Source organism: Rhodococcus sp. KRD175 (assembly GCF_017168275.1).
Lineage (GTDB): Bacteria > Actinomycetota > Actinomycetes > Mycobacteriales > Mycobacteriaceae > Rhodococcoides > Rhodococcoides fascians.
The window spans coordinates 341,620-362,429 of record NZ_JABFAQ010000002.1 but is presented as its reverse complement, the minus strand read 5'-3'; the positions used below and the strand labels follow the sequence as shown (position 1 = coordinate 362,429).

Annotated in this window: 17 protein-coding genes; 10 read left to right on the top strand and 7 right to left on the bottom strand. The window is 65.5% G+C overall.

Annotated elements, in window-relative coordinates; genetic code table 11:
* Positions 1–154 precede the first annotated feature (154 nt).
* The 4 genes from mptB to J1M81_RS02325 all read left to right on the top strand — a co-directional run bounded on the left by mptB (position 155) and on the right by J1M81_RS02325 (position 4,623).
* Positions 155–1,813, top strand: a complete 1,659-nt coding sequence (gene mptB, locus J1M81_RS02340) for a polyprenol phosphomannose-dependent alpha 1,6 mannosyltransferase MptB (protein ID WP_239536226.1) — start codon at positions 155–157, stop codon at positions 1,811–1,813.
* Positions 1,810–2,754: an ABC transporter ATP-binding protein gene (locus J1M81_RS02335; RefSeq protein WP_032365765.1), complete on the top strand. Its 945-nt coding sequence runs from the start codon at positions 1,810–1,812 to the stop codon at positions 2,752–2,754. Before mptB ends, J1M81_RS02335 begins: the two co-directional genes overlap by 4 nt.
* A 2-nt stretch (positions 2,755–2,756) precedes the next feature.
* On the top strand, positions 2,757–3,551 hold the full coding sequence (locus J1M81_RS02330; protein ID WP_371828113.1) for an ABC transporter permease: 795 nt from the start codon (positions 2,757–2,759) through the stop codon (positions 3,549–3,551).
* Positions 3,552–3,618: 67 nt separating this feature from the next.
* Positions 3,619–4,623, top strand: coding sequence for a heme A synthase (locus J1M81_RS02325; protein ID WP_206497531.1), 1,005 nt, complete (start codon positions 3,619–3,621; stop codon positions 4,621–4,623).
* A gap of 190 nt (positions 4,624–4,813) precedes the next feature.
* Here J1M81_RS02325 and J1M81_RS02320 read toward each other — a convergent pair whose 3' ends face one another.
* The gene (locus J1M81_RS02320; RefSeq protein WP_027497017.1) at positions 4,814–5,188 is read right to left on the bottom strand and encodes a hypothetical protein; all 375 of its coding nucleotides are present in this window, start codon (positions 5,186–5,188) and stop codon (positions 4,814–4,816) included.
* Positions 5,189–5,323: 135 nt separating this feature from the next.
* On the opposite strand from J1M81_RS02320, the gene J1M81_RS02315 reads away from it, so the two are divergent.
* Positions 5,324–6,289, top strand: a complete 966-nt coding sequence (locus tag J1M81_RS02315; RefSeq protein ID WP_206497530.1) for a quinone oxidoreductase — start codon at positions 5,324–5,326, stop codon at positions 6,287–6,289.
* Positions 6,290–6,317: 28 nt separating this feature from the next.
* Here the strand turns inward: J1M81_RS02315 and J1M81_RS02310 are convergent, their stop codons facing one another.
* Positions 6,318–7,322: a heme o synthase gene (locus J1M81_RS02310; RefSeq protein WP_206497529.1), complete on the bottom strand. Its 1,005-nt coding sequence runs from the start codon at positions 7,320–7,322 to the stop codon at positions 6,318–6,320.
* A gap of 444 nt (positions 7,323–7,766) precedes the next feature.
* Here J1M81_RS02310 and tkt point away from each other — a divergent pair, with 444 nt between their 5' ends.
* From tkt to pgl, 5 genes are read left to right on the top strand one after another with little or no spacing between them, the layout of a single operon-like run.
* Positions 7,767–9,866, top strand: coding sequence for a transketolase (tkt, locus tag J1M81_RS02305; protein ID WP_206497528.1), 2,100 nt, complete (start codon positions 7,767–7,769; stop codon positions 9,864–9,866).
* A gap of 3 nt (positions 9,867–9,869) precedes the next feature.
* The gene (tal, locus tag J1M81_RS02300) at positions 9,870–10,994 is read left to right on the top strand and encodes a transaldolase (RefSeq protein WP_027497013.1); all 1,125 of its coding nucleotides are present in this window, start codon (positions 9,870–9,872) and stop codon (positions 10,992–10,994) included.
* A 3-nt stretch (positions 10,995–10,997) separates the two neighbouring features.
* Positions 10,998–12,554: a glucose-6-phosphate dehydrogenase gene (zwf, locus tag J1M81_RS02295; RefSeq protein WP_027497012.1), complete on the top strand. Its 1,557-nt coding sequence runs from the start codon at positions 10,998–11,000 to the stop codon at positions 12,552–12,554.
* Positions 12,551–13,459, top strand: a complete 909-nt coding sequence (gene opcA, locus J1M81_RS02290; RefSeq protein ID WP_027497011.1) for a glucose-6-phosphate dehydrogenase assembly protein OpcA — start codon at positions 12,551–12,553, stop codon at positions 13,457–13,459. Before zwf ends, opcA begins: the two co-directional genes overlap by 4 nt.
* Positions 13,452–14,195, top strand: coding sequence for a 6-phosphogluconolactonase (gene pgl / locus J1M81_RS02285; protein WP_027497010.1), 744 nt, complete (start codon positions 13,452–13,454; stop codon positions 14,193–14,195). The genes opcA and pgl overlap by 8 nt, the downstream gene beginning before the upstream one ends.
* A 300-nt stretch (positions 14,196–14,495) precedes the next feature.
* Here pgl and ppc read toward each other — a convergent pair whose 3' ends face one another.
* From ppc to gap, 5 genes are all read right to left on the bottom strand, one after another.
* Positions 14,496–17,327, bottom strand: a complete 2,832-nt coding sequence (gene ppc / locus J1M81_RS02280; protein WP_206497527.1) for a phosphoenolpyruvate carboxylase — start codon at positions 17,325–17,327, stop codon at positions 14,496–14,498.
* A gap of 51 nt (positions 17,328–17,378) precedes the next feature.
* Positions 17,379–17,612 (bottom strand): preprotein translocase subunit SecG, encoded by a 234-nt coding sequence (gene secG, locus J1M81_RS02275; protein ID WP_027497008.1) that lies wholly within the window; start codon positions 17,610–17,612, stop codon positions 17,379–17,381.
* A gap of 119 nt (positions 17,613–17,731) precedes the next feature.
* Positions 17,732–18,517, bottom strand: a complete 786-nt coding sequence (tpiA, locus tag J1M81_RS02270) for a triose-phosphate isomerase (protein ID WP_206497526.1) — start codon at positions 18,515–18,517, stop codon at positions 17,732–17,734.
* Positions 18,518–18,520: 3 nt separating this feature from the next.
* Entirely contained in the window at positions 18,521–19,732 is a 1,212-nt protein-coding gene (gene pgk / locus J1M81_RS02265) for a phosphoglycerate kinase (RefSeq protein WP_206497525.1), read from the bottom strand.
* Between the two features lie 5 nt (positions 19,733–19,737).
* Positions 19,738–20,757, bottom strand: coding sequence for a type I glyceraldehyde-3-phosphate dehydrogenase (gene gap, locus J1M81_RS02260; RefSeq protein ID WP_008716538.1), 1,020 nt, complete (start codon positions 20,755–20,757; stop codon positions 19,738–19,740).
* Positions 20,758–20,810 lie beyond the last annotated feature (53 nt).

The window sequence follows — 20,810 nt, the reverse complement described above, 5'->3', positions numbered from 1 at the left end:
CCGGGTGAATCGCGCCATGGCACACAGCTACGCTCCCACTGTGCCATCGACCGAGAGTGAGCAGAGTTCCGAGAACTCGCCTTCCGCGACCGGTGCCAGCTCGTCCCCCGATCCCGAGAACCCCGAATCCACGCGCGGCACGCTGCTGCACAGGATGATTCTCACCCCTGCTCGGCGCGTGTTCGGCCTGGAACCGACCCCACCGGGTGCCGGTGTCGCCACGTTGCACGGCGACGAGCCGGAGGCACCCGGTCTCGATCCCGCCGAGACCGTTCAGCTACGCAACATTCGCCGTTTCGGAGCCGCGGGCGCGCTGCTGATGGCGATCGGCGCGCTCGGCGCGGGTGCGCAGCCGGTACTGCAGAACCCGATCGCGGGCGTCCGGTTACTGAGCCTGCCGTCGCGCATGGCCACGTCGGCTCTGACGGTGACCATGACGGGAACCGTCGTCGTGGTCCTCGCGTGGCTACTGCTCGGCAGGTTCGCGTTGGGGCGGACGCGATCGGGCGCGACTCCTCGCCGCCTGTCACGATCGCAGATGGACCGAACTCTGCTGCTGTGGATCCTGCCGCTGAGCGTCGCACCGCCTATGTTCTCGCGCGACGTCTACTCCTACCTGGCCCAGAGCGAGATCACGGCCCGCGGTCTCGACCCCTACGAGATCGGCCCCGTGGATGCACTGGGGGCCGACAACGTCCTGACCCGGACGGTGCCCAACATCTGGCGAGAGACTCCGGCACCCTACGGTCCGCTGTTCCTGTGGATGGGGCGCGGGATCACGTACTTGACCGGCGAGAACATCGTCGCCGGCATTTTCCTGCACCGACTGCTCGCCTTGGCGGGAGTCGCGCTGATCGTCTGGGCGCTGCCGCGTCTCGCACGCCGCTGCGGGGTCGCGTCGGTCACGGCACTGTGGCTCGGTGCCGCGAACCCGCTGTTGCTGTTCCACCTGGTCGCCGGAATTCACAACGAGGCCCTGATGATCGGGCTCATGCTCGCGGGTACCGAATTGGCGCTGCGCGCGATCGAGCGCCCGGGTGCGTTGCGCAGCACCGATATCGCGTTCCTCATCGGTGGAGCGGGTGTGATCGCACTCTCGTCGACGATCAAGATCCCGTCGCTGATAGCGCTGGGGTTCGTCGGAATGGCGCTGTCGAGACGGTGGGGCGGCACTCTGAGATCGGTCGTCTACGCTGCGCTGCTGCTCGGCACGATCGCCGTCGCCGTCCAAGTCGTCGTGAGCCTCGGCAGCGGACTCGGATTCGGATGGATCCACACTCTGGGTACCGCGGGGGTGGTGCGCAGCTGGATGTCGATTCCCACGATTCTCGGCTTGGCCACCGGATTCGTCGGCGTGCTGCTCGGCCTCGGCGATCACACCACCGCTGTGTTGAGTCTCACTCGGCCGATCGCAGCCGTCGTCGCCGGCGTCATCGTCATCCGCATGCTGGTCGCTGTTCTGAGGGGTCGACTGCACTCGGTGGGAGCGCTGGGGGTGGCGCTGGGAGCAGTGGTTCTGCTGTTCCCGGTAGTCCAGCCCTGGTACCTGCTGTGGGCGGTGATCCCGCTGGCAGCATGGGCCACCACTCCGTCCTTCCGGCGTCCCGCCATTGCCTTCTCGTCCTTGGTCAGCGTGATCCTCATGCCGAACGGCAGCGAATACCAGCCGTTCCAGATCGTGCAGGCCGCAGTGATGACCATCCTGACCATCGTCGTGTTGTATCTGCTGACACGGAACCGGCTGCCGTGGCCCACGCGCAGCGGACCACCGGCACCCGAGCGGCACACCGACGAATACGCTGAGTCCTCGTGATCTCCGGGACGTCGAATGCGGCGCAACCTGTCGTGCAGTTGACCGACGTGCGCAAGTCCTACGACGGCACCACCGCCGTCGACGGACTGAGCCTGAGCATCGGTGCGGGTGAAGTTCTCGCGCTGCTCGGCCCGAACGGTGCCGGAAAGACCACCACCGTCGAGATGTGCGAAGGCTTCGTCGTACCCGACAGCGGCACGGTCAGAATCCTCGGCCTCGACCCCATCGCCGAGTCCGCCCAGCTCCGACCCCGCATCGGCGTCATGCTGCAGGGCGGCGGTGCCTACCCGGGGTCCAAGGCGGGCGAAATGCTCGAGCTCGTCGCCTCGTACTCGGCCGACCCTCTCGACACGACGTGGCTGCTCGACTGTCTGGGCCTGACCTCGGCGGTCCGCACACCCTATCGACGGTTGTCCGGTGGCCAGCAGCAGCGACTGGCGTTGGCCTGTGCCATCGTCGGCCGCCCCGAGTTGGTGTTTCTCGACGAACCGACAGCCGGACTCGACGCCCAGGCCCGACTGCTGGTGTGGGAATTGATCGACGCACTTCGACGGGACGGCGTCGGCGTTCTACTGACCACACATCTGATGGACGAGGCCGAGCAGCTGGCGGATCGGTTGACGATCATCGACAACGGTCGCGTCGTCGCCTCCGGATCCCCGTCCGAGCTCACCAAGCAGGGAGCCGAGGGACAGTTGCGCTTCTCCGCTCCCCCCGGTCTCGATCTGTCCCTGCTCGACGCGGCCCTGCCCTCCGGTTACGTACCGTCGGAGACGTCACCGGGGTCGTACGTCGTCACCGGAGTGATCGAACCGCAGATCCTGGTGGTCGTCACCTCCTGGTGCGCACAGCAGAACGTGTTGGCGACGGAGTTGCAGGTCGATCAGCGGCGGCTCGAGGACGTCTTCCTCGAACTGACCGGCAGAGAATTGAGGATGTGACGGTGCGCAGAGAAGCCCGGCTCGCCGACAACCGTTTCGAGACAGGACTGTTCGCGCCGCGCCCACAGCCGGCGTCGGCCGCTCGGATGCTGTTCGCGCAGTCGCGTCTCGAGCTGAAGTTGTTGCTGCGCAACGGTGAGCAGCTGCTGCTGACGATGTTCATTCCGATCACGCTGTTGATCGGACTCACCCTGCTGCCGTTCGGTGAGCTCGGCGACGACCGCGTCGCGCGGGTCGTGCCGGCTGTGATGATGGTGGCCATCATGTCGACGGCATTCACCGGACAGGCGATTGCCGTCGGGTTCGATCGTCGCTACGGCGCCCTCAAGAGACTCGGTGCCACGCCACTCCCACGGTGGGGAATCATCGGCGGCAAGTCGGTAGCCGTCGTGATCGTGGTGATCATGCAGTCGGTTCTGCTGGGCTCGATCGGCGTCGCCCTCGGCTGGCGACCGAGTGCGGCAGGCCTGCTGCTCGGGGCGGTCGTCATCGCTTTGGGAACGGTGACGTTCGCCTCGATGGGGTTGCTGCTCGGCGGCACCCTGCGGGCGGAGATCGTGTTGGCATTGGCCAACGTCGCCTGGTTCGTGATGCTCGGGATCGGCAGCGCGGTGTTCGTCGACGACCAGATTCCGCAGGGCCTGCAGAACGTCGCACGGATAGTCCCGTCCGGCGCACTCGGCGAGGCGCTCAACCGCGGTGTGGCCTCGTCGTTCGACCTCTTCGGGGTCGCCGTGCTGCTCGTCTGGGCTGCGGTCTGCGGCACTCTCGCGGTCCGAACCTTCAAATTCACCTGAGCGAGGCTTTCCGCCGGTCGCTCTACCCAACGACGCTGTGTAGTTGATCGGCGTTTACCATCGTGGAGTGCCCTACCTCCTACGGAAGCTCTACGGCGTGTTCCTGCGCCTCGTGGCCTATCTGCCCCTGCCCTCGCTGCGGGTACAGCGGGTGCTGGCATTCATCGCCATCCTCACCCAGGGCGGCATAGCCGTCACCGGTGCGGTGGTTCGAGTGACCGGCTCCGGGCTCGGGTGCCCCACCTGGCCACAGTGCTTCCCCGGAAGCTTCACGCCGGTCGGAGTATCCGAGGTTCCGGTGCTGCATCAGGCCGTCGAGTTCGGTAATCGACTGCTCACCTTCGTGGTGGTCATCGCCGCTGCGGCCGTCGTTCTCGCTGTCACTCGCGCGGCCCGGCGGCGCGAGGTGTTGCTCTTCGCGTGGTTCATGCCGCTGGGAACCGTCGTGCAGGCCGTCATCGGTGGCTTCACCGTGTTGACCGGCCTGCTGTGGTGGACAGTGGCCATTCACCTCGTGGTGTCGATGGCAATGGTCTGGCTGGCTACCCTGCTGTTCGTCAAGGTGGGTGAAACCGACGCCGCGCCGAAGTCGTTGCCCACCGTCCCCGCCGCGCTACGCGGGCTCACTGCTCTGTCCGGCGTCGCGCTGACCGGCGTACTGATCGCCGGGACGATGGTGACCGGTGCCGGCCCGCACGCCGGCGACAAGAGCATCGACGAGCCGGTACCGCGCCTGGGCATCGAGATCGTCACGCTGGTGCACGCCCACTCGCAATTCCTGGTCGGGTATCTCGCGCTGCTCGTCGGGCTCGGTTTCGCCCTGTACGCGGTCGGAGCGCCGACTGCCGTCAAGCAGCGGCTGCACGTTCTGGTGGCGATCGTGCTGGCCCAGTCCCTGATCGGCCTGGTGCAGTACTTCACGGGCGTTCCCGCAGTACTCGTCGCGTTCCACGTTGCCGGTGCCGGTGCCTGCACGGCTGCCACGGCTGCGCTGTGGGCATCGTGCAGAACACGCGGTCCTGCGGTTGCCGATCGGGAAGCCGACGTGGACAGGGTCGCCGCAGCGTCCTGAGGCCCGGCAGTCTTCGGGTGTCGGCTCCTCAGCAGGCTCGACACGCGGGTGTCCAAGCACGGCAGTTTCGAATCATAGCGGAGGGGCAGCCGACCTCCCCCTCAGATGGCCGACTGCCCCTTCACTGACTTCGACGCATCGGACCGCGAGACGGTTCCCGTCGAGTCGAAAAAACTTTGCGGCTCTCGTCCTACCCGACGATGGCCTGGTTACGGGCCTTCGGGAACTTCTTCTGCCGAGCGACCCAGCCGGCCATCTTCTCGTAATGGCCCGGTGCCGGATTGACCGAACTGACCAGCTCGCGGTCCCACTCCGCCTCGGTCAGTTCGTCGAACCTGGCGACGATCGCGTGTGCGACCGCAGTGGACGGAACCACCTGATCTCCGAGCACTCCGTCTGCGCCGACCAGCGTGAGCCGGGTTCCGGCCCGACCGATGGGTTGGATCACCACACTTGCCGAGTTGCCGTGATCGGCGAGAAAAGCCTTCACAGCCGCGAGAGTTCCCTTCGGAACCTCGTTGGACGTGTCCTTCTCGTTGCCCGCACTGTCGATTTCGGTAGCCATGCAGACACGATACCGAGGTCGTCCACCGTGCCGGCATCGGCCCGCCGAATCGCTACTGATCGGTAACTTGTCGCACCGGTCGTGGAAGCGTGCCTCCGCCCTCGAACTCACATCGCTCCCGTGTAGAACAGGGATATGCGTGCCATTCGAGTAGACAACACCGGCGGACCCGAGGTCATGGTCGTCGTGGACGTGCCCATTCCCGAGCCCGGACCGGGGCAGGTTCTCGTGCGCGTCGACGCCATCGGGATCAACTACATCGACACCTACTTCCGCCGCGGCATGTATCCACGGTCCCTGCCCTACGTCCCCGGCGACGAGGGTTCCGGAGTTGTCCACGAGGCCGGCCCTGACGTCACCGCGTTCGCTCCTGGGGACCGCATCGCCTGGGCGGCCGCGCCGGGTAGCTATGCCGAGTTCGTCGTCGTGGACGCCTCGTCCGCCATATCCGTTCCCGACGGCGTTCCGGCCGATCAGGCGGCGTCGGCGCTGCTCCAGGGCATGACTGCGCACTACCTGATCGAGTCCACCTACCCGGCGCGCAGCGGCGACACGGTCCTCGTGCACGCGGGCGCGGGAGGCGTCGGACTACTGCTGACCGAGATGGCGGTCGGAAAGGGCGTACGGGTCATCACGACGGTGTCCACCGATGCCAAAGCAGAGCGGTCGGTCCAGGCCGGTGCCGCCCACGTACTGCGGTACGACGACGACATTGCGGCCCAGGTTCGCGAACTGACCGGCGGCGAGGGAGTCCATGCCGTCTACGACGGTGTCGGAGCCGACACGTTCGAGGCCAGTCTGGCGTCGCTGCGTATCAGAGGCACGCTGGCCCTGTTCGGTGCTGCGAGCGGCCCGGTACCGCCGTTCGACCCACAGCGGCTCAACGGGGCCGGATCGGTGTTTCTGACCAGGCCCACTCTGGCGCATCACATACGGGACCGAGCCGAGCTCGAATGGCGTGCGGGCGATGTGTTCGACGCGTTGGCGAGCGGCGCTCTGACGGTCGAGGTCGGCGCTCGCTACGCGCTCGAAGATGTCGCGCAGGCACACATGGACCTGGAAGGACGTAAGACGACCGGTTCGATCGTTCTCGTCCCCTGATCGGGTGCAGATGTGAGGAGGCGCTCGCTCAGGAGACCAGCTGGGCGAGCGTCTGCCAGCCGAGGACAGAGTCGACGGCGAGGCCGCAGAACACCAGCGCCAGGTATTCGTTGGACAGGATGAACAGCTTGAGAGGCTTGACCGGTGTTCCAGCCCGCACGCCTGCGTACAGGCGATGCGCCACGACGAGGAACCAAATTCCCGATGCCACCGCGATCACCGCGTAGACGACGCCGGAGCCCGGGGCCAGTGCCAACGTCGCAGCAACCGTGGCCCACGCGTAGAGCACGATGTGCTTGGTCACCTTGGTCTCCGACGCGACGGCAGGGAGCATCGGGACGTTGGCCGCCTGGTAGTCCTCCTTGTAGCGAAGCATCAAGGCCCAGGTGTGCGGCGGTGTCCACAGGAAGATGACGAGGAACATCACCAGCGCCTGCCAGCCGATCGTGCCGGTGACGGCGGACCAGCCGATCATGACCGGCATACAGCCGGCGGCACCGCCCCACACCACGTTCTGCGAAGTTCGGCGCTTGAGCACCAGGGTGTAGACGAAGATGTAGAAGCAGATCGTGACGACGGCCAGCACGCCGCTGAGGAGGTTGGTCGTCGCCCAGAGCCAGAAGAACGAGAACACCCCGAGGACGAGACCGAACACCAGTGCGTGCGACACAGGCATCGCGCCGCGGGCCAACGGCCGCTTCTCGGTGCGCTTCATCACCTTGTCGATGTCTGCGTCGACCACCATGTTCAAGGTGTTCGCGCTCGCCGCGGCCAGCATTCCACCGAACAGTGTGGTGAGAATCAGCCACGGGTCCACGTGACCGCGATCTGCCAGCAGCATCGCGGGAATGGTCGTGACGAGAAGTAGCTCGATGACCCGAGGCTTCGTCAGCGCGACATAGGCCAGGAAGAGAGCCCACGCTCTGCGCGGCGCCGACGCCGGCGCGGCGTATTCGGTGTCGCCCTGGTCGTCTGCTCCGAATCCGGGGCCGCCGGCGAAACCGTGTCCGCCCGGCTGCTGCCCAATTCGCACTGCGTCTCCTCGCACGACTGTCGTTCTCTGGCGCTCGGCCACTTGCCACGCGCCGTCGGGCACGCGGGTTCGTTCCTGGCGGCCGACCGATCCTGGGAGAACCGCCTCACGAGGACCTCGGCCACCGACGCGCACGCGGATGGTCCCGGTTCGGAAATTGCCCCCGGGAGCCGTCGAGCATGCGCCTACTACAGACGATGGTAGACGGCGGGGTTTGCACGTCCAATTCGCAGGGCACCCAAACCGAAGAACGATGCGGCGACGCCACACACGTTCGTGCTCCGACGGGGGAAGGCACGACAGTAGCGTCGGTCGGAACTAGGCTGGTGGGGGACGTCCTTCGGCATCGACTACGTTCGCGCCTCACGCAGGCGCTGTGCAGTTACCGCCGAGCGACGAATCCTCGGAGCCACAACTCGAACGAATGTCAGGAGATTTCTGCTCGTGTCGATCACAGACGATATTGACGTCCTCACCACGGCGCACCACCCCAGCGACTGGACGGACCTGGACACCCGGGCGGTCGACACCGTTCGTGTCCTGGCAGCGGACGCAGTGCAGAAGGTCGGCAACGGCCACCCCGGAACCGCGATGAGCTTGGCTCCCCTCGCGTACACCCTCTTCCAGCGCACCATGCGCCACGACCCCACCGACACCCACTGGATCGGCCGCGACCGGTTCGTACTGTCGTGCGGTCACTCGAGCCTCACCCTGTACTTGCAGCTCTACTTGGGCGGTTTCGGTCTCGAGCTCGCAGACATCGAAGCACTGCGGACCTACAAGTCCAAGACCCCGGGGCACCCCGAGTTCCGCCACACCGACGGCGTCGAGATCACCACCGGCCCACTCGGCCAGGGACTGGCATCCGCTGTGGGAATGGCAATGGCATCGCGCCGTGAACGCGGACTGTTCGATCCCGAACCTGCGCTCGGCGAGAGCCCGTTCGATCACTTCATCTACGTGATCGCCTCCGACGGCGACATCGAAGAGGGCGTCACGTCCGAGGCGTCGTCGCTCGCTGGCACCCAGCAGCTCGGCAACCTGATCCTGTTCTACGACGACAACAAGATCTCGATCGAGCACTCGACCGACATCGCCCTGTCCGAGAACACCGCGGCTCGGTACGAGGCCTACGGGTGGCACGTACAGGTCGTCGAGGGCGGCGAGAACGTCACTGCGATCGAGGACGCCATCGAGGCCGCCAAGGCCGTCACCGACAAGCCGTCGATCATCGTGCTGCGGACCATCATCGGGTTCCCGGCTCCGACGATGATGAACACCGGTGCCGTCCACGGTGCCGCGCTGGGCGACGAAGAGGTCGCGAAGGTCAAGCAGGCCCTGGACTTCGACCCGGCCAAGACGTTCGAGGTCAGCGACGAGGTCATCGGCCACACTCGCAAGCTCCAGGAACGCGGCCGCGCCGCACACAACGAGTGGATGACGCAGTTCGAGGCCTGGGCAGCCCGTGAGCCCGAGCGCAAGCAGTTGCTCGACCGTCTTCAGCAGGGCACGCTGCCCGAGAACTGGACCGACGTGCTGCCCACGTGGGAGCCCGGCAGCAAGGCCGTCGCCACGCGTGCGGCGTCGGGCGAGGTCCTCAACGCCGTCGGACCCGTTCTTCCGGAACTGTGGGGCGGCTCGGCCGACCTCGCAGGCAGCAACAACACCACGATCAAGGGTGCGAAGTCCTTCGGCCCCACGTCGATCTCCACCGACGACTGGGACGCCGAGCCCTACGGCCGCACGCTGCACTTCGGTATCCGCGAGCACGCCATGGGTGCGATCCTGTCGGGCATCGTCATGCACGGTCCGACCCGCGCGTACGGCGGAACGTTCATGCAGTTCAGCGACTACATGCGGCCGTCGGTTCGCCTGGCGTCGCTGATGGACATCGATCCCATCTACGTATGGACCCACGACTCCATCGGCCTCGGCGAGGACGGCCCGACGCACCAGCCGGTCGAGCACCTCGCGGCCCTGCGTGCGATTCCCAACCTGTCTGTCGTACGCCCCGGTGACGCCAACGAGACGGCCTACGCCTGGCAGTCGGTGCTCGCCAGGTCGAGCAGCAGCGGGCCCGTCGGCCTGGCGCTGACGCGTCAGGGCATCCCGATCCTGGAAGGCACCAGCTTCGAGGGCGTCTCGAAGGGTGGCTACATCCTCTCCGAGTCCTCCAAGGCCGCTCCCGACGTCGTCCTGATCGGCACCGGTTCCGAACTGCAGTACGCAGTGGAGGCCCAGAAGCTGCTCGAGGCGCAGGGCATCGCGGCACGCGTGGTGTCGATGCCGTGTGTCGAGTGGTTCGAGAGCCAGGACCAGAACTACCGCGACCAGGTCATTCCGACCACCGTCAAGGCGCGGGTGTCCATCGAGGCCGGCATCGCGATGCCGTGGTGGAAGATCGTCGGCAGTTTCGGCGAGATCATCTCGCTCGAGCACTACGGCGAATCTGCCGATGCGGCAACACTTTTCCGCGAGTTCGGCTTCACGGCCGACGCCGTCGTCGCGGCCGCGCAGCGCTCCATCACCAACGTGAAGGGATAACTCATGACCCAGAACAAAAACCTTGCCGAGCTGTCCGCCGCCGGAATTTCGGTCTGGCTGGACGACCTGTCCCGCGACCGCATTCGGTCGGGCAACCTCAAGGACCTGATCGACACCAAGAGCGTCGTCGGCGTGACGACCAACCCGTCGATCTTCCAGGCCGCATTGAGCAAGGGCGATGCTTACGACGAGCAGGTCACCAAGCTCGCCGGCGAAGGTGCCGATGTCGAGACCACGATTCGCACCGTCACCACCGACGACGTCCGTGAGGCGTGCGACATCCTCGTACCGCAGTACGAGGCCAGCGCGGGCGTCGACGGCCGCGTGTCGATCGAGGTCGACCCCCGCATGGCGCACGACGCGGACAAGACGTACGAGCAGGCCGTCGAACTCTGGAAGATCGTCGACCGTCCGAATCTCCTCATCAAGATTCCGGCAACCGAAGAAGGCATCCCCGCCATTGCCAAGGTGATCGGTGAGGGAATCAGCGTCAACGTGACCCTGATCTTCTCCGTCGAGCGCTACGAGCTGGTCATGAACGCGTACCTCGAGGGTCTCGAGGCCGCCCGCGCCGCCGGTCACGACCTCGACAAGATCCATTCCGTGGCGTCGTTCTTCGTGTCCCGCGTGGACAGCGAGATCGACTCCCGCCTGGACGCCATCGGCACCCCCGACGCCGAGGCCCTCAAGGGCAAGGCCGCGCTGGCCAATGCGCGCCTCGCGTACGTGGCGTACCAGCAGGTCTTCGAGGTAGCTCCTCGGTTCCGCGAACTCGCGGGCAACGGTGCACGTCCGCAGCGGCCACTGTGGGCTTCGACGGGCGTCAAGTCCGACGCCTACCCGGACACCATGTACGTCACCGAGCTCGTCTCTCCGAACACCGTGAACACGATGCCGGAGAAGACCATGGACGCGGTCGCAGACCACGGCGAGATCGTCGGCGACACCGTCTCGGGTAAGGGACCGGAGTCGCAGGAGATCTTCGACCGCATCTCCGCCCTGGGCATCGACCTCACCGACGTCTTCCTGACGTTGGAGAACGAGGGCGTCCAGAAGTTCGAGGCTGCGTGGAACGAGCTGCTCGAAGCTACCGAGGAGCAGCTCCGCCAAGCAGGTCAGAAGAGCTGACCTGTGCCCACCGCAGACACAGAAAACCTGAATTCCGCGGACTGGCGTAATCCACTTCGCGACGCGCGAGACAAGCGGCTCCCCCGCATCGCCGGGCCGTGCAGCATGGTCATCTTCGGGGTGACCGGTGACCTCGCGCGCAAGAAGCTCATGCCTGCGGTGTACGACCTGGCGAACCGGGGGCTCCTACCCCCCGGTTTCGCCCTGGTCGGCTTCGCTCGCCGTGAGTGGCAGAACCAGGATTTCGAGAAGATCGTGCACGACTCGGTACGCGATCATGCTCGAACTCCGTTCAGCGAAGAGGTGTGGAACACCCTTGCCGAGGGCTTCCGGTTCGTTCAGGGTTCGTTCGACGACGATGCCGCGTTCGACGAGTTGTCGCGGACTCTCACCGAGCTGGACACCACCCGCGGCACCGGCGGAAACCATGCCTTCTACCTCTCGATCCCACCCGGCGCGTTCCCCGTTGTACTGCAGCAACTTTCACGCTCCGGTTTGGCCCAGGCGCAGGACGGCAACTGGCGACGCGTCGTCATCGAGAAGCCGTTCGGTCACGATTTGCAGAGCGCCAAGGAGCTCAACGCGATCGTGAACCGAGTGTTCCCCGAGGACACCGTCTTTCGGATCGATCACTACCTGGGCAAGGAGACGGTGCAGAACATTCTCGCGCTGCGCTTCGCCAACCAGTTGTTCGATCCGATCTGGAACGCGCACTATGTGGACCACGTGCAGATCACGATGGCCGAGGACATCGGATTGGGTGGCCGCGCAGGCTATTACGACGGAATCGGGGCAGCGCGCGACGTCATTCAGAACCATCTCCTCCAGTTGCTCGCCATCACTGCGATGGAGGAGCCGGTGAGTTTCAACCCCACCGAGTTGCAGTCCGAGAAGATCAAGGTGCTCTCGGCGACCAAGCTCGCCGAGCCGCTCGATCGCACGTCCGCCCGCGGGCAGTACTCCGCCGGGTGGCAGGGCAGCCAGAAAGTGAAGGGGCTCAAGGAGGAAGAGGGGTTCGACTCCGAGTCCAACACCGAAACCTACGCCGCCATCACCCTCGAGGTCGACACTCGGCGCTGGGGTGGAGTCCCGTTCTATCTGCGAACCGGAAAAGCGTTGGGCCGCAGAGTCACCGAGATCGCAATGGTGTTCAAGCGCGCCCCACATCTGCCGTTCGACGCCACCATGACCGAAGAACTCGGTCAGAACGCACTGGTCATTCGAGTCCAGCCGGACGAGGGCGTCACGATGCGCTTCGGTTCCAAAGTTCCCGGGTCCAGCATGCAGGTGCGCGACGTCAGCATGGACTTCAGCTACGGCCAGGCGTTCACCGAGTCATCTCCGGAGGCGTACGAGCGACTGATACTCGACGTTCTCCTGGGTGAGCCCTCACTGTTCCCGGTCAACGCCGAAGTGGAACTGTCGTGGAAGATTCTCGACCCGATTCTCGAGTACTGGGCCTCGGGCGGCACCGCCGAACCGTACGAGGCCGGCACCTGGGGTCCGTCCTCGGGTGACGAGATGATGCACCGCACCGGACGCGAATGGAGAAGGCCGTGATTGTCGACATTCCCGCCACCACGACGGCCGAGGTCGGCAAGAAGCTCGTCGAGGTTCGTGAGGCAGGTGGCGCGGTCACCATCGGCCGCGTGCTGACCTTGATCGTCGCAAGCCGTGATGCGAGCAAGGCCGAACGGGCGATCGATGCCGCGAACGAGGCGAGCCGAGAACATCCCTGTCGCGTCATCGTCCTCATCCACGGTGATCGGTCCGCCGAGTCGAGTCTCGACGCCCAGATCCGCGTCGGTGGAGACGCCGGCGCGTCCGAGGTCGTCGTACTGCGACTGAACGGCGAGCTCGCCGATCACGAACACAGCGTCGTCATTCCCTTCCTGCTGCCGGATACGCCGATCGTCGCGTGGTGGCCGGACGAGGCACCGACGGTACCGGCGAAGGATCCACTGGGCCGGTTGGCGATCAGGCGGATCACCGACGCCACCAATTCGTCGGATACCACCGCAGCGATCAAGGGACGGCTGAGCAGCTACACCGAGGGTGATACGGATCTGTCGTGGAGCCGAATCACCTACTGGCGCGGCCTGCTGGCGACTGCCCTCGATCAGGCACCGTTCGAGGCCGTCACCTCGGCCACCGTGTCGGGACTGGCAGAGGAGCCGGCACTCGACATTCTGGCCGGCTGGCTGGCGGCGAAGCTCGACGTGCCGGTCTACCGGCGAGCCGGCGAGCTCAAGGTCGAGCTGACCAGGGAGAACAGCAGTATTTCGCTGACCCGTCCGCAGACCGGAAAAACCGCCACACTGCGGCGTACCGGTCAGCCCGACGCTCAGGTTGCTCTGGCACGTCGCAACACCCGCGAGTGCCTGGCCGAGGAACTGCGGCGGCTCGACACGGACGAAATCTACGAACTCGCCCTCCACGGTCTGTCGAAAGTGAGCTATGAGTAATCAGTCGGTCCTCCGATACCTCGACGCACAAGGGCTGGTCGATGCCGCCCGCACTCGCTTCGTCGACGTTGTCGTCGCGGCGCAGGCCGAGCGCGGTGTCGCGTCGGTGGTGTTGACCGGAGGCGGGACGGGAATCGCCCTCCTCGAGGCACTGCGCGCGGATTCCGGTGCCATCGACTGGTCACGGGTGGACATCTACTTCGGTGACGAGCGTTTTCTCCCCTCGGGAGATCCCGAGCGCAACGAGGTCCAGGCATCGGACGCGCTGCTGAAGCACGTGGACGTGCACCCGGATCGACTGTTCACGATGGCGACGTCGGACGGTGCCTACGGCTCCGACCCGGAAACGGCTGCGGCGGCGTACGCACAGACGCTGCACTCACGGGCCGACGACGGTCAATGCCCCGACTTCGACATCCACCTGTTGGGCATGGGCGGCGAGGGCCACATCAACTCGCTCTTCCCGCACACCGACGCGGTGCGCGAGCAGCATCGCTTCGTCGTGGCCGTCGAGGACTCCCCCAAGCCGCCACCGGTACGCATCACACTCACCCTGCCCGCCGTCCGGAGGGCGAAGCACGTGTGGTTGCTGGTGTCCGGTGCAGGGAAGGCCGAGGCCGTTGCCGCCGCCGTCGGCGGAGCAGCGTCCGACGACTGGCCGTCGGCCGGTGCCATCGGCGCGGAATCGACGGTCTGGTTCGTCGACGAGGCAGCGGCCTCACAGCTGGACCGGTGATCGGCTCGAGCCACAGCTGACAGCAGACGTACTGCGGCGTCGATTCAGGAGATTCACTCCCCTGAATCGACGCCGTAGTCGTTCGAACCGACGCCGTCTGAAGCACTGCCGTCCGAACCACGCATGGACTCGCCGTCGTCACCGAGTCCGCCTCGGAAGTCCGCATACCGCGATCGAGCGATCACCCGATACGCCGTCCCGTCCCGCCACGCGTCGAGAGTGTTTCTGCACGTCCTCATACCCGGTTGGACGCAGACTGTCGGCCACCGGTTCCGCGGCAGCGCAGCGAGACGTACGGTGCTAGCCGCTGTTGCGTAGTGCCGTAGCCAGGCCGTTCATCGTCAGCAGGATTCCCCGTTTGACCCGTTCGTCGTCGTCGCCGTTGCGGTATCGACGCAACATCTCGACCTGCATCTGGTTGAGAGGTTCCAGGTACGGGAACCGGTTGTGTACCGATCGCTCCAGCGCCGGGTTGTCCTCCAGCAATCGACTGTGACCGGTGATCTTCAGATACATCCGAACGGTGGTGGCGTGTTCGGCCTCGATCATGCCGAAGATGCGTGCACGGAGGTCGGCGTCGGGAACGAGTTCGGCATACCGAGCGGCGATGCCCAGATCGGACTTGGCCATGACCTGCGCCAGGTTGGACAGCACAGTGCGGAAGAACGGCCACTTCCGATACAGATCCGCAAGCACCTCCAGCTTGGAGTCGTCGTCACCGACCCACTCCTCGAAGGCCGATCCGGTGCCGTACCAGCCGGGCAGCATGACGCGGCACTGACTCCACGACATCACCCATGGGATAGCACGCAGGTCGTACACGGAATTCGTCGGCTTGCGCGACGCCGGACGCGACCCGATGTTCAGCTCGCCGACCTCGGCAACGGGCGTGGACGTGCGAAAGTACTCGACGAACCCGGGCTCCTCGTGCACCAGCCGGCCGTACGCCGCCCGAGCCTTGGCCGCGAGGTCGTCCAGAACGTCGTAGGCGGCCTCGGCGCCGTCACCCAATCCTTCGAGGTCGAGCAGCGTCGATTCGAGCGTGCCCGCGACCAACGATTCGAGGTTGCGCCGCGCCATCGACGGTTCGGCGTACTTCGCTGCAATGATCTCGCCCTGCTCGGTGAGACGAAGCGATCCCTGCACCACGCCGGGCGGTTGCGCCAGAATCGCGTCGTAACTGGGGCCACCGCCGCGCCCGACCGTGCCACCGCGACCGTGAAAGAGCCGCAACCGAATTCCTGACTTACGGGACGCTTCGAGCAGGTCGAGTTCGGCACGGTACAGCGCCCAGTTGGCCGCGAGATAGCCACCGTCCTTGTTCGAGTCCGAGTACCCGAGCATGACCTCCTGGTTCATACCTCGACCGGCCACGAGAGCGCGATAGATCGGAACGTCGAGAGTGGCGAGCAGCGTCGCGGCACCCTGCTGCAGGTCCTCGATCGTCTCGAAGAGCGGCACGACACCCACCGTCGACCTGGGTGCCGAACCGTCGACGCCGGGATCGAAGATCCCCGCCTCCTTGAGCAGCAGGGCCGCCTCGAGCATGTCACTGACGGACTGACACATGCTGATGATGTAGTTCTGAACGGTGTCCGGGCCCAGGTGGTCGATGGCCTCCTTGGCCGCCTTGACGATGCCCAGTTCCTTCGCAGCGAGGTCGCTGAGTTGCGCGGTGGGCCCGATCAGGGGACGCCGAGTGGCGAGTTCGTGGGACAGCACCGACACGCGCTCGTCCTCACCGAGCGACCGATAGTCCTGATGAACCCCGGCCCAGGCCAACAGCTCCGCGACCACTTCCTCGTGGGTCTCGGAGTTCTGACGCATGTCCAACGCCTGGAGATGAAATCCGAACGTCTCGACCGATTGCCGGAGTCGAAGCAGTCGATCGTCGGCGATCAGACCGTCTCCGTCGGCCCGGAGCGCGCGGTCGAGAGTGTCGAGATCGTCGAGGACTTCCTGCGGGCTCGCATACTGGTTGGCACCGAGATCGATTCCGGACACCGGAACCGCATCGAGAACCGCCCGTGCCGTTGCTGTCAGACGGGCCCGGATACCGACAACGGCAACACGGTACGGTTCGTCGGCCCGGCGATCGTCCGGTTCCGCCGACGCCTCGGCCAGAGCTTCCAGTTCCTCGGTGACCGCGACCAGCCGCGCGGACATCGACAACTCTTTCTCCAGCGCAACCAGTTCGTCGAGGTAATGCTCGAACGCCACGAAACCGGCCTGATGGGTGGCCGTGTGCACCACGTCGCCGGTCACGTTGGGGTTACCGTCGCGGTCTCCACCGATCCACGACCCCGGCCGGAGTATCGGCCGCGGCAGCAGGTCGTCCTCCGGCCATCGCGCTCGCAGCGCCGCGCGGACATCGGCATTGAGGGCGGGCATGACATCGAACAGCGAGGACTCGAAGTAGCGGAGACCCACTTCGATCTCGTCTTGGATGCGCAATCGCGACAGCCGAATCAGGGCGGTTTCCCACAGCGTCAGCACCTGCCGGCGAATCTGCACGTCGATCGCGGCCAATTCCTTTGCGGCTCCGGCGGCTTTGCCCTCCGGGGCAGCCGACGCGACCTCGCGCCGACACATCAGTGCGGTGATCTTCGATTGGACGTCGAACACCGTTCGACGACGCGTTTCGGTGGGGTGCGCGGTGATGACCGGTGCCACCAACGCGTCGGTCAGCGCGGCGGCCACCTGCTCTCGCGACGGAGCGGCGGCGTCGATCTTCGACCACGTTGCGTCCAGGCTGCTGTCCTGCGGCGGGTCTCCGTTGTCCAGATGAATGGCACGTCGACGCTCGCGGTGGAGATCCTCGGCCAGGTTCGCGAGCAACGAGAAGTGGCTGAACGCGCGGATCAACGGAATAGCTTGCGCCACTTCGACATCGGTGTACCGGCCGACAGAGTCGTCGCGTTCGATCTCCGAGCGGCGCACTGCGAAGGATTCCACTCGCGCGGACTCGATGAGCTCGAAGACCTCGTCGCCCTCGTGTTCGCGAATGATCTCACCGAGGATGCCGCCGAGATAGCGGATGTCCTCCCGCAGCGGCTCGGTCAACTCTCGCCCGCGAGCTGTCGGTGTGACGAATGCCGGGGAACCGACTGACTCGTAAGAGGATTCGCTCATCCCCCCAGTATCGTCGCTCGGCCGTCAACTCGCACTCGGAGCCGGGACGGATCAGGTGTACTTGATCTCGAGACCGATCCCGAGGATCGCGATGAGCCAGATGAGGCCGGTGAAGACAGTGAGGCGGTCGAGGTTCTTCTCGACGACCGTGGAGCCGGACAGGCTGGACTGCACGCCGCCACCGAACAAGCTGGACAGACCGCCACCCTTGCCGCGATGCAGCAGGATCAGCAAGATCAGCGCCAGGCTGGTGATGACCAGCAGAATATCCAGAAACAGATCCATGTCCACCTCAAACTCGATTCGATGCCCTCAGCAGCCTACCTGGCCCCACGAACGACTTCGGACACCCCGCCGAAGCGAGGTGTCCGAAACCAGTTCTGCGCAGCGGTGACGATGGCCGATCAGGGCAACGGTCCGCCTGCGGCAATCGCCGACAATGTGGCGAACTCGTCCGCCTTGAGCGAAGCGCCACCGACCAGCGCGCCGTCGACGTCGGGCTGACCGACGATCTCGCCGACGTTCTTGGCGTTGACCGAACCGCCGTACAGCACGCGGACGCCCGCGGCGACCTCGGCCGACGCCAATTCCTTCAATTCTTCCCGAATGGCACCGCACACTTCCTGAGCGTCCGACGCCGAGGCCACGCGTCCCGTGCCGATGGCCCATACCGGCTCGTAGGCGATGACGACCCTGGCGATGTCGTCGGCCGAGAGGCCGTCGAGCGAACCGCGGAGCTGAGCCACGTTGTAGGCCACGTGCTCACCGGCCTCACGAATGTTCAGACCCTCGCCGATGCACACGATCGGTGTGAGCCCGTTCTTCAGGGCAGCCTTCGTCTTCGCCAGCACGACGGCGTCGTCCTCGCTGTGCAACGTGCGTCGCTCGGAGTGGCCGACCACGACGAAGGTGCATCCCAGCTTGGCCAGCATCGACCCGCTGATCTCGCCCGTGAATGCGCCGCTGTCCTCGGCGGAGACGTCCTGCGCACCGTAGGTGAGCAGGAGCTTGTCGCCTTCGATCAGCGTCTGGACGCTGCGGATGTCGGTGAACGGCGGAATGACCGTGACGTCCACCTTGTCGAAGTACTTCTCGGGCAGCGAGAAGGCGATCTTCTGCACCAGCGAGATGGCCTCGAGGTGGTTGAGGTTCATCTTCCAGTTGCCCGCGATGAGCGGCTTACGTGCCATGCGTTACGCCTCCAGGACGGATAGACCGGGCAGCTGCTTGCCCTCGAGGTATTCGAGGGATGCACCGCCACCGGTGGAGATGTGCGAGAAGCCGTCGTCGGGCAGCCCGAGGGTGCGTACCGCAGCCGCGGAATCACCACCACCGACCACGCTGAACGCGCCCTTCTCGGTGGCTCCGATGATCGCCTCTGCGATGCCCTTGGTACCGGCCGAGAACTGGTCGAACTCGAAGACGCCTGCAGGTCCGTTCCAGAAGATCGTCTTCGCATTGGACAGCACGACGGCGAAACGACTGACCGAGTCCGGTCCGATGTCCAGACCCATCCAGCCGTCCGGAATTTCGGATGCCTTGACGGTCTTGGACTCGGCGTCGGCCGCGAACTTGTCTCCGACGACGATGTCGACAGGAAGATGGATCACGTCGCCGAAGCGCTCGAGCAGGTCCTTGCAGACCCCGATCTGATCCTCCTGCAACAGCGAGTTACCGACCGAATAACCCTGGGCGGCAAGGAAAGTGAACGCCATGCCGCCGCCGATGACGAGGGTGTCGACCTTGGGAGCCAACGCCTCGATGACGCCGAGCTTGTCCGAGACCTTGGAGCCGCCGAGCACCACCGCGTACGGACGAGCCGCATCCTCGGTCAGCTTGGCCAACACCTCGACCTCGGCCGCGACGAGTGTGCCCGCGTAGTGCGGAAGCAGCTGCGCCGCGTCGTAGACCGACGCCTGCTTGCGGTGCACGACGCCGAATCCGTCGGAGACGAATGCCGCATCGTCGCCGGCCAGAGCAACGAGCTCACGAGCCAGTGCGGCTCGCTCGGACTCGTCCTTGCTGGTCTCACGCGGATCGAAGCGGATGTTCTCGAGCAGCAGTACGTCGCCGTCGGTCAGGCCCTCGGCGCGTGCCTCGGCGTCCTGACCCACAACGTCTCCCGCGAGCTGGACGTGCCGGCCGAGCAGTTCGCCGAGCTTGGCAGCGACCGGAGCCAGACTGTACTTCGCATCGGGCTTGCCGTCGGGGCGACCGAGGTGAGCGGTGACGATGACCTTCGCACCGGCCTCGACCAGTGCACGAAGGGTCGGAATCGACGCCTGGATGCGGCCGGGGTCGGTGATCGTGCCGTCCTCGAGCGGGACGTTGAAGTCCGATCGCACGAGGACGCCACGTCCTTCGACACCGGCATCGAGCAGATCCTGCAGTGTCTTGACAGCCATCGGTGTCAGAGGGACTTGCCGACGAGACCGATGAGGTCGGCGAGGCGGTTGGAGTAGCCCCACTCGTTGTCGTACCAGGAGACGATCTTCACCTGGTCGTCGATGACCTTGGTCAGCGGCGCGTCGAAGATCGACGAGTGCGGGTCGGTGACGATGTCCGAGGACACGATGGGATCGGTGTTGTACTTCAGGATGCCCTTCAGCGGGCCCTCCGCGGCAGCCTTCATCGCGGCGTTGATGTCCTCGGCGCTGGCCTTCTTCTTCAGCAGAGCGGTCAGGTCGGTGACAGAGCCGGTGGGGATCGGCACCCGAAGTGCGTAGCCGTCGAGCTTGCCGAGCAGCTGCGGGAGAACCAGGCCGATGGCCTTGGCTGCACCGGTACCGGTGGGGACGACATTCAGAGCTGCGGCACGTGCACGACGCAGATCGCTGTGCGGGCCGTCCTGCAGGTTCTGATCCTGCGTGTACGCGTGAATGGTCGTCATGAGACCCGAGACGATGCCGAACTCGTCGTCGAGAACCTTGGCGATGGGGCCGAGGCAGTTGGTGGTGCACGACGCGTTGGAGATGATGTTCTGGCTGCCGTCGTACTTGTCGTCGTTGACGCCCATGACGATGGTGATGTCCTCGCCCTTGGCGGGCGCGGAGATGATGACCTTCTTGGCACCGGCGTCGATGTGACCCTGAGCCTTCGCAGCGTCGGTGAAGATGCCGGTGGACTCGACGACGACGTCGACACCCAGGTCACCCCACGGAAGTGCGGACGGTCCCTCACGCAGCGACAGAGCCTTGATCTTCTGGCCGCCGACGACGATGGTGTCTTCGCCTTCGAGCGAGACGTCGTGCGGCAAGCGGCCCAGGATCGAGTCGTACTTGAGCAGGTGTGCGAGCGATGCGTTGTCGGTCAGGTCGTTGACAGCAACGATTTCGATGTCGGTGGTACCGAGCGCCTTCTGCGCGTCGACAGCCCTGAAGAAGTTACGCCCGATGCGGCCGAAGCCGTTGACGCCTACCCGGATCGTCACTGTTCGCTCCTAAAAGTTGTGAAAACAGATGTCTGGTCGTGCCTGCATGCGGG

Excerpts from the sequence above, each read along its gene's own strand:
- mptB (WP_239536226.1), top strand. The coding sequence starts at position 155 with ATGATTCTCACCCCTGCTCGGCGCGTGTTCGGCCTGGAACCGACCCCA.
- J1M81_RS02320 (WP_027497017.1), bottom strand. The coding sequence starts at position 5,188 with ATGGCTACCGAAATCGACAGTGCGGGCAACGAGAAGGACACGTCCAAC.
- J1M81_RS02315 (WP_206497530.1), top strand. The coding sequence starts at position 5,324 with ATGCGTGCCATTCGAGTAGACAACACCGGCGGACCCGAGGTCATGGTC.
- tal (WP_027497013.1), top strand. The coding sequence starts at position 9,870 with ATGACCCAGAACAAAAACCTTGCCGAGCTGTCCGCCGCCGGAATTTCG.
- pgl (WP_027497010.1), top strand. The coding sequence starts at position 13,452 with ATGAGTAATCAGTCGGTCCTCCGATACCTCGACGCACAAGGGCTGGTC.
- ppc (WP_206497527.1), bottom strand. The coding sequence starts at position 17,327 with ATGAGCGAATCCTCTTACGAGTCAGTCGGTTCCCCGGCATTCGTCACA.
- secG (WP_027497008.1), bottom strand. The coding sequence starts at position 17,612 with ATGGATCTGTTTCTGGATATTCTGCTGGTCATCACCAGCCTGGCGCTG.
- tpiA (WP_206497526.1), bottom strand. The coding sequence starts at position 18,517 with ATGGCACGTAAGCCGCTCATCGCGGGCAACTGGAAGATGAACCTCAAC.
- pgk (WP_206497525.1), bottom strand. The coding sequence starts at position 19,732 with ATGGCTGTCAAGACACTGCAGGATCTGCTCGATGCCGGTGTCGAAGGA.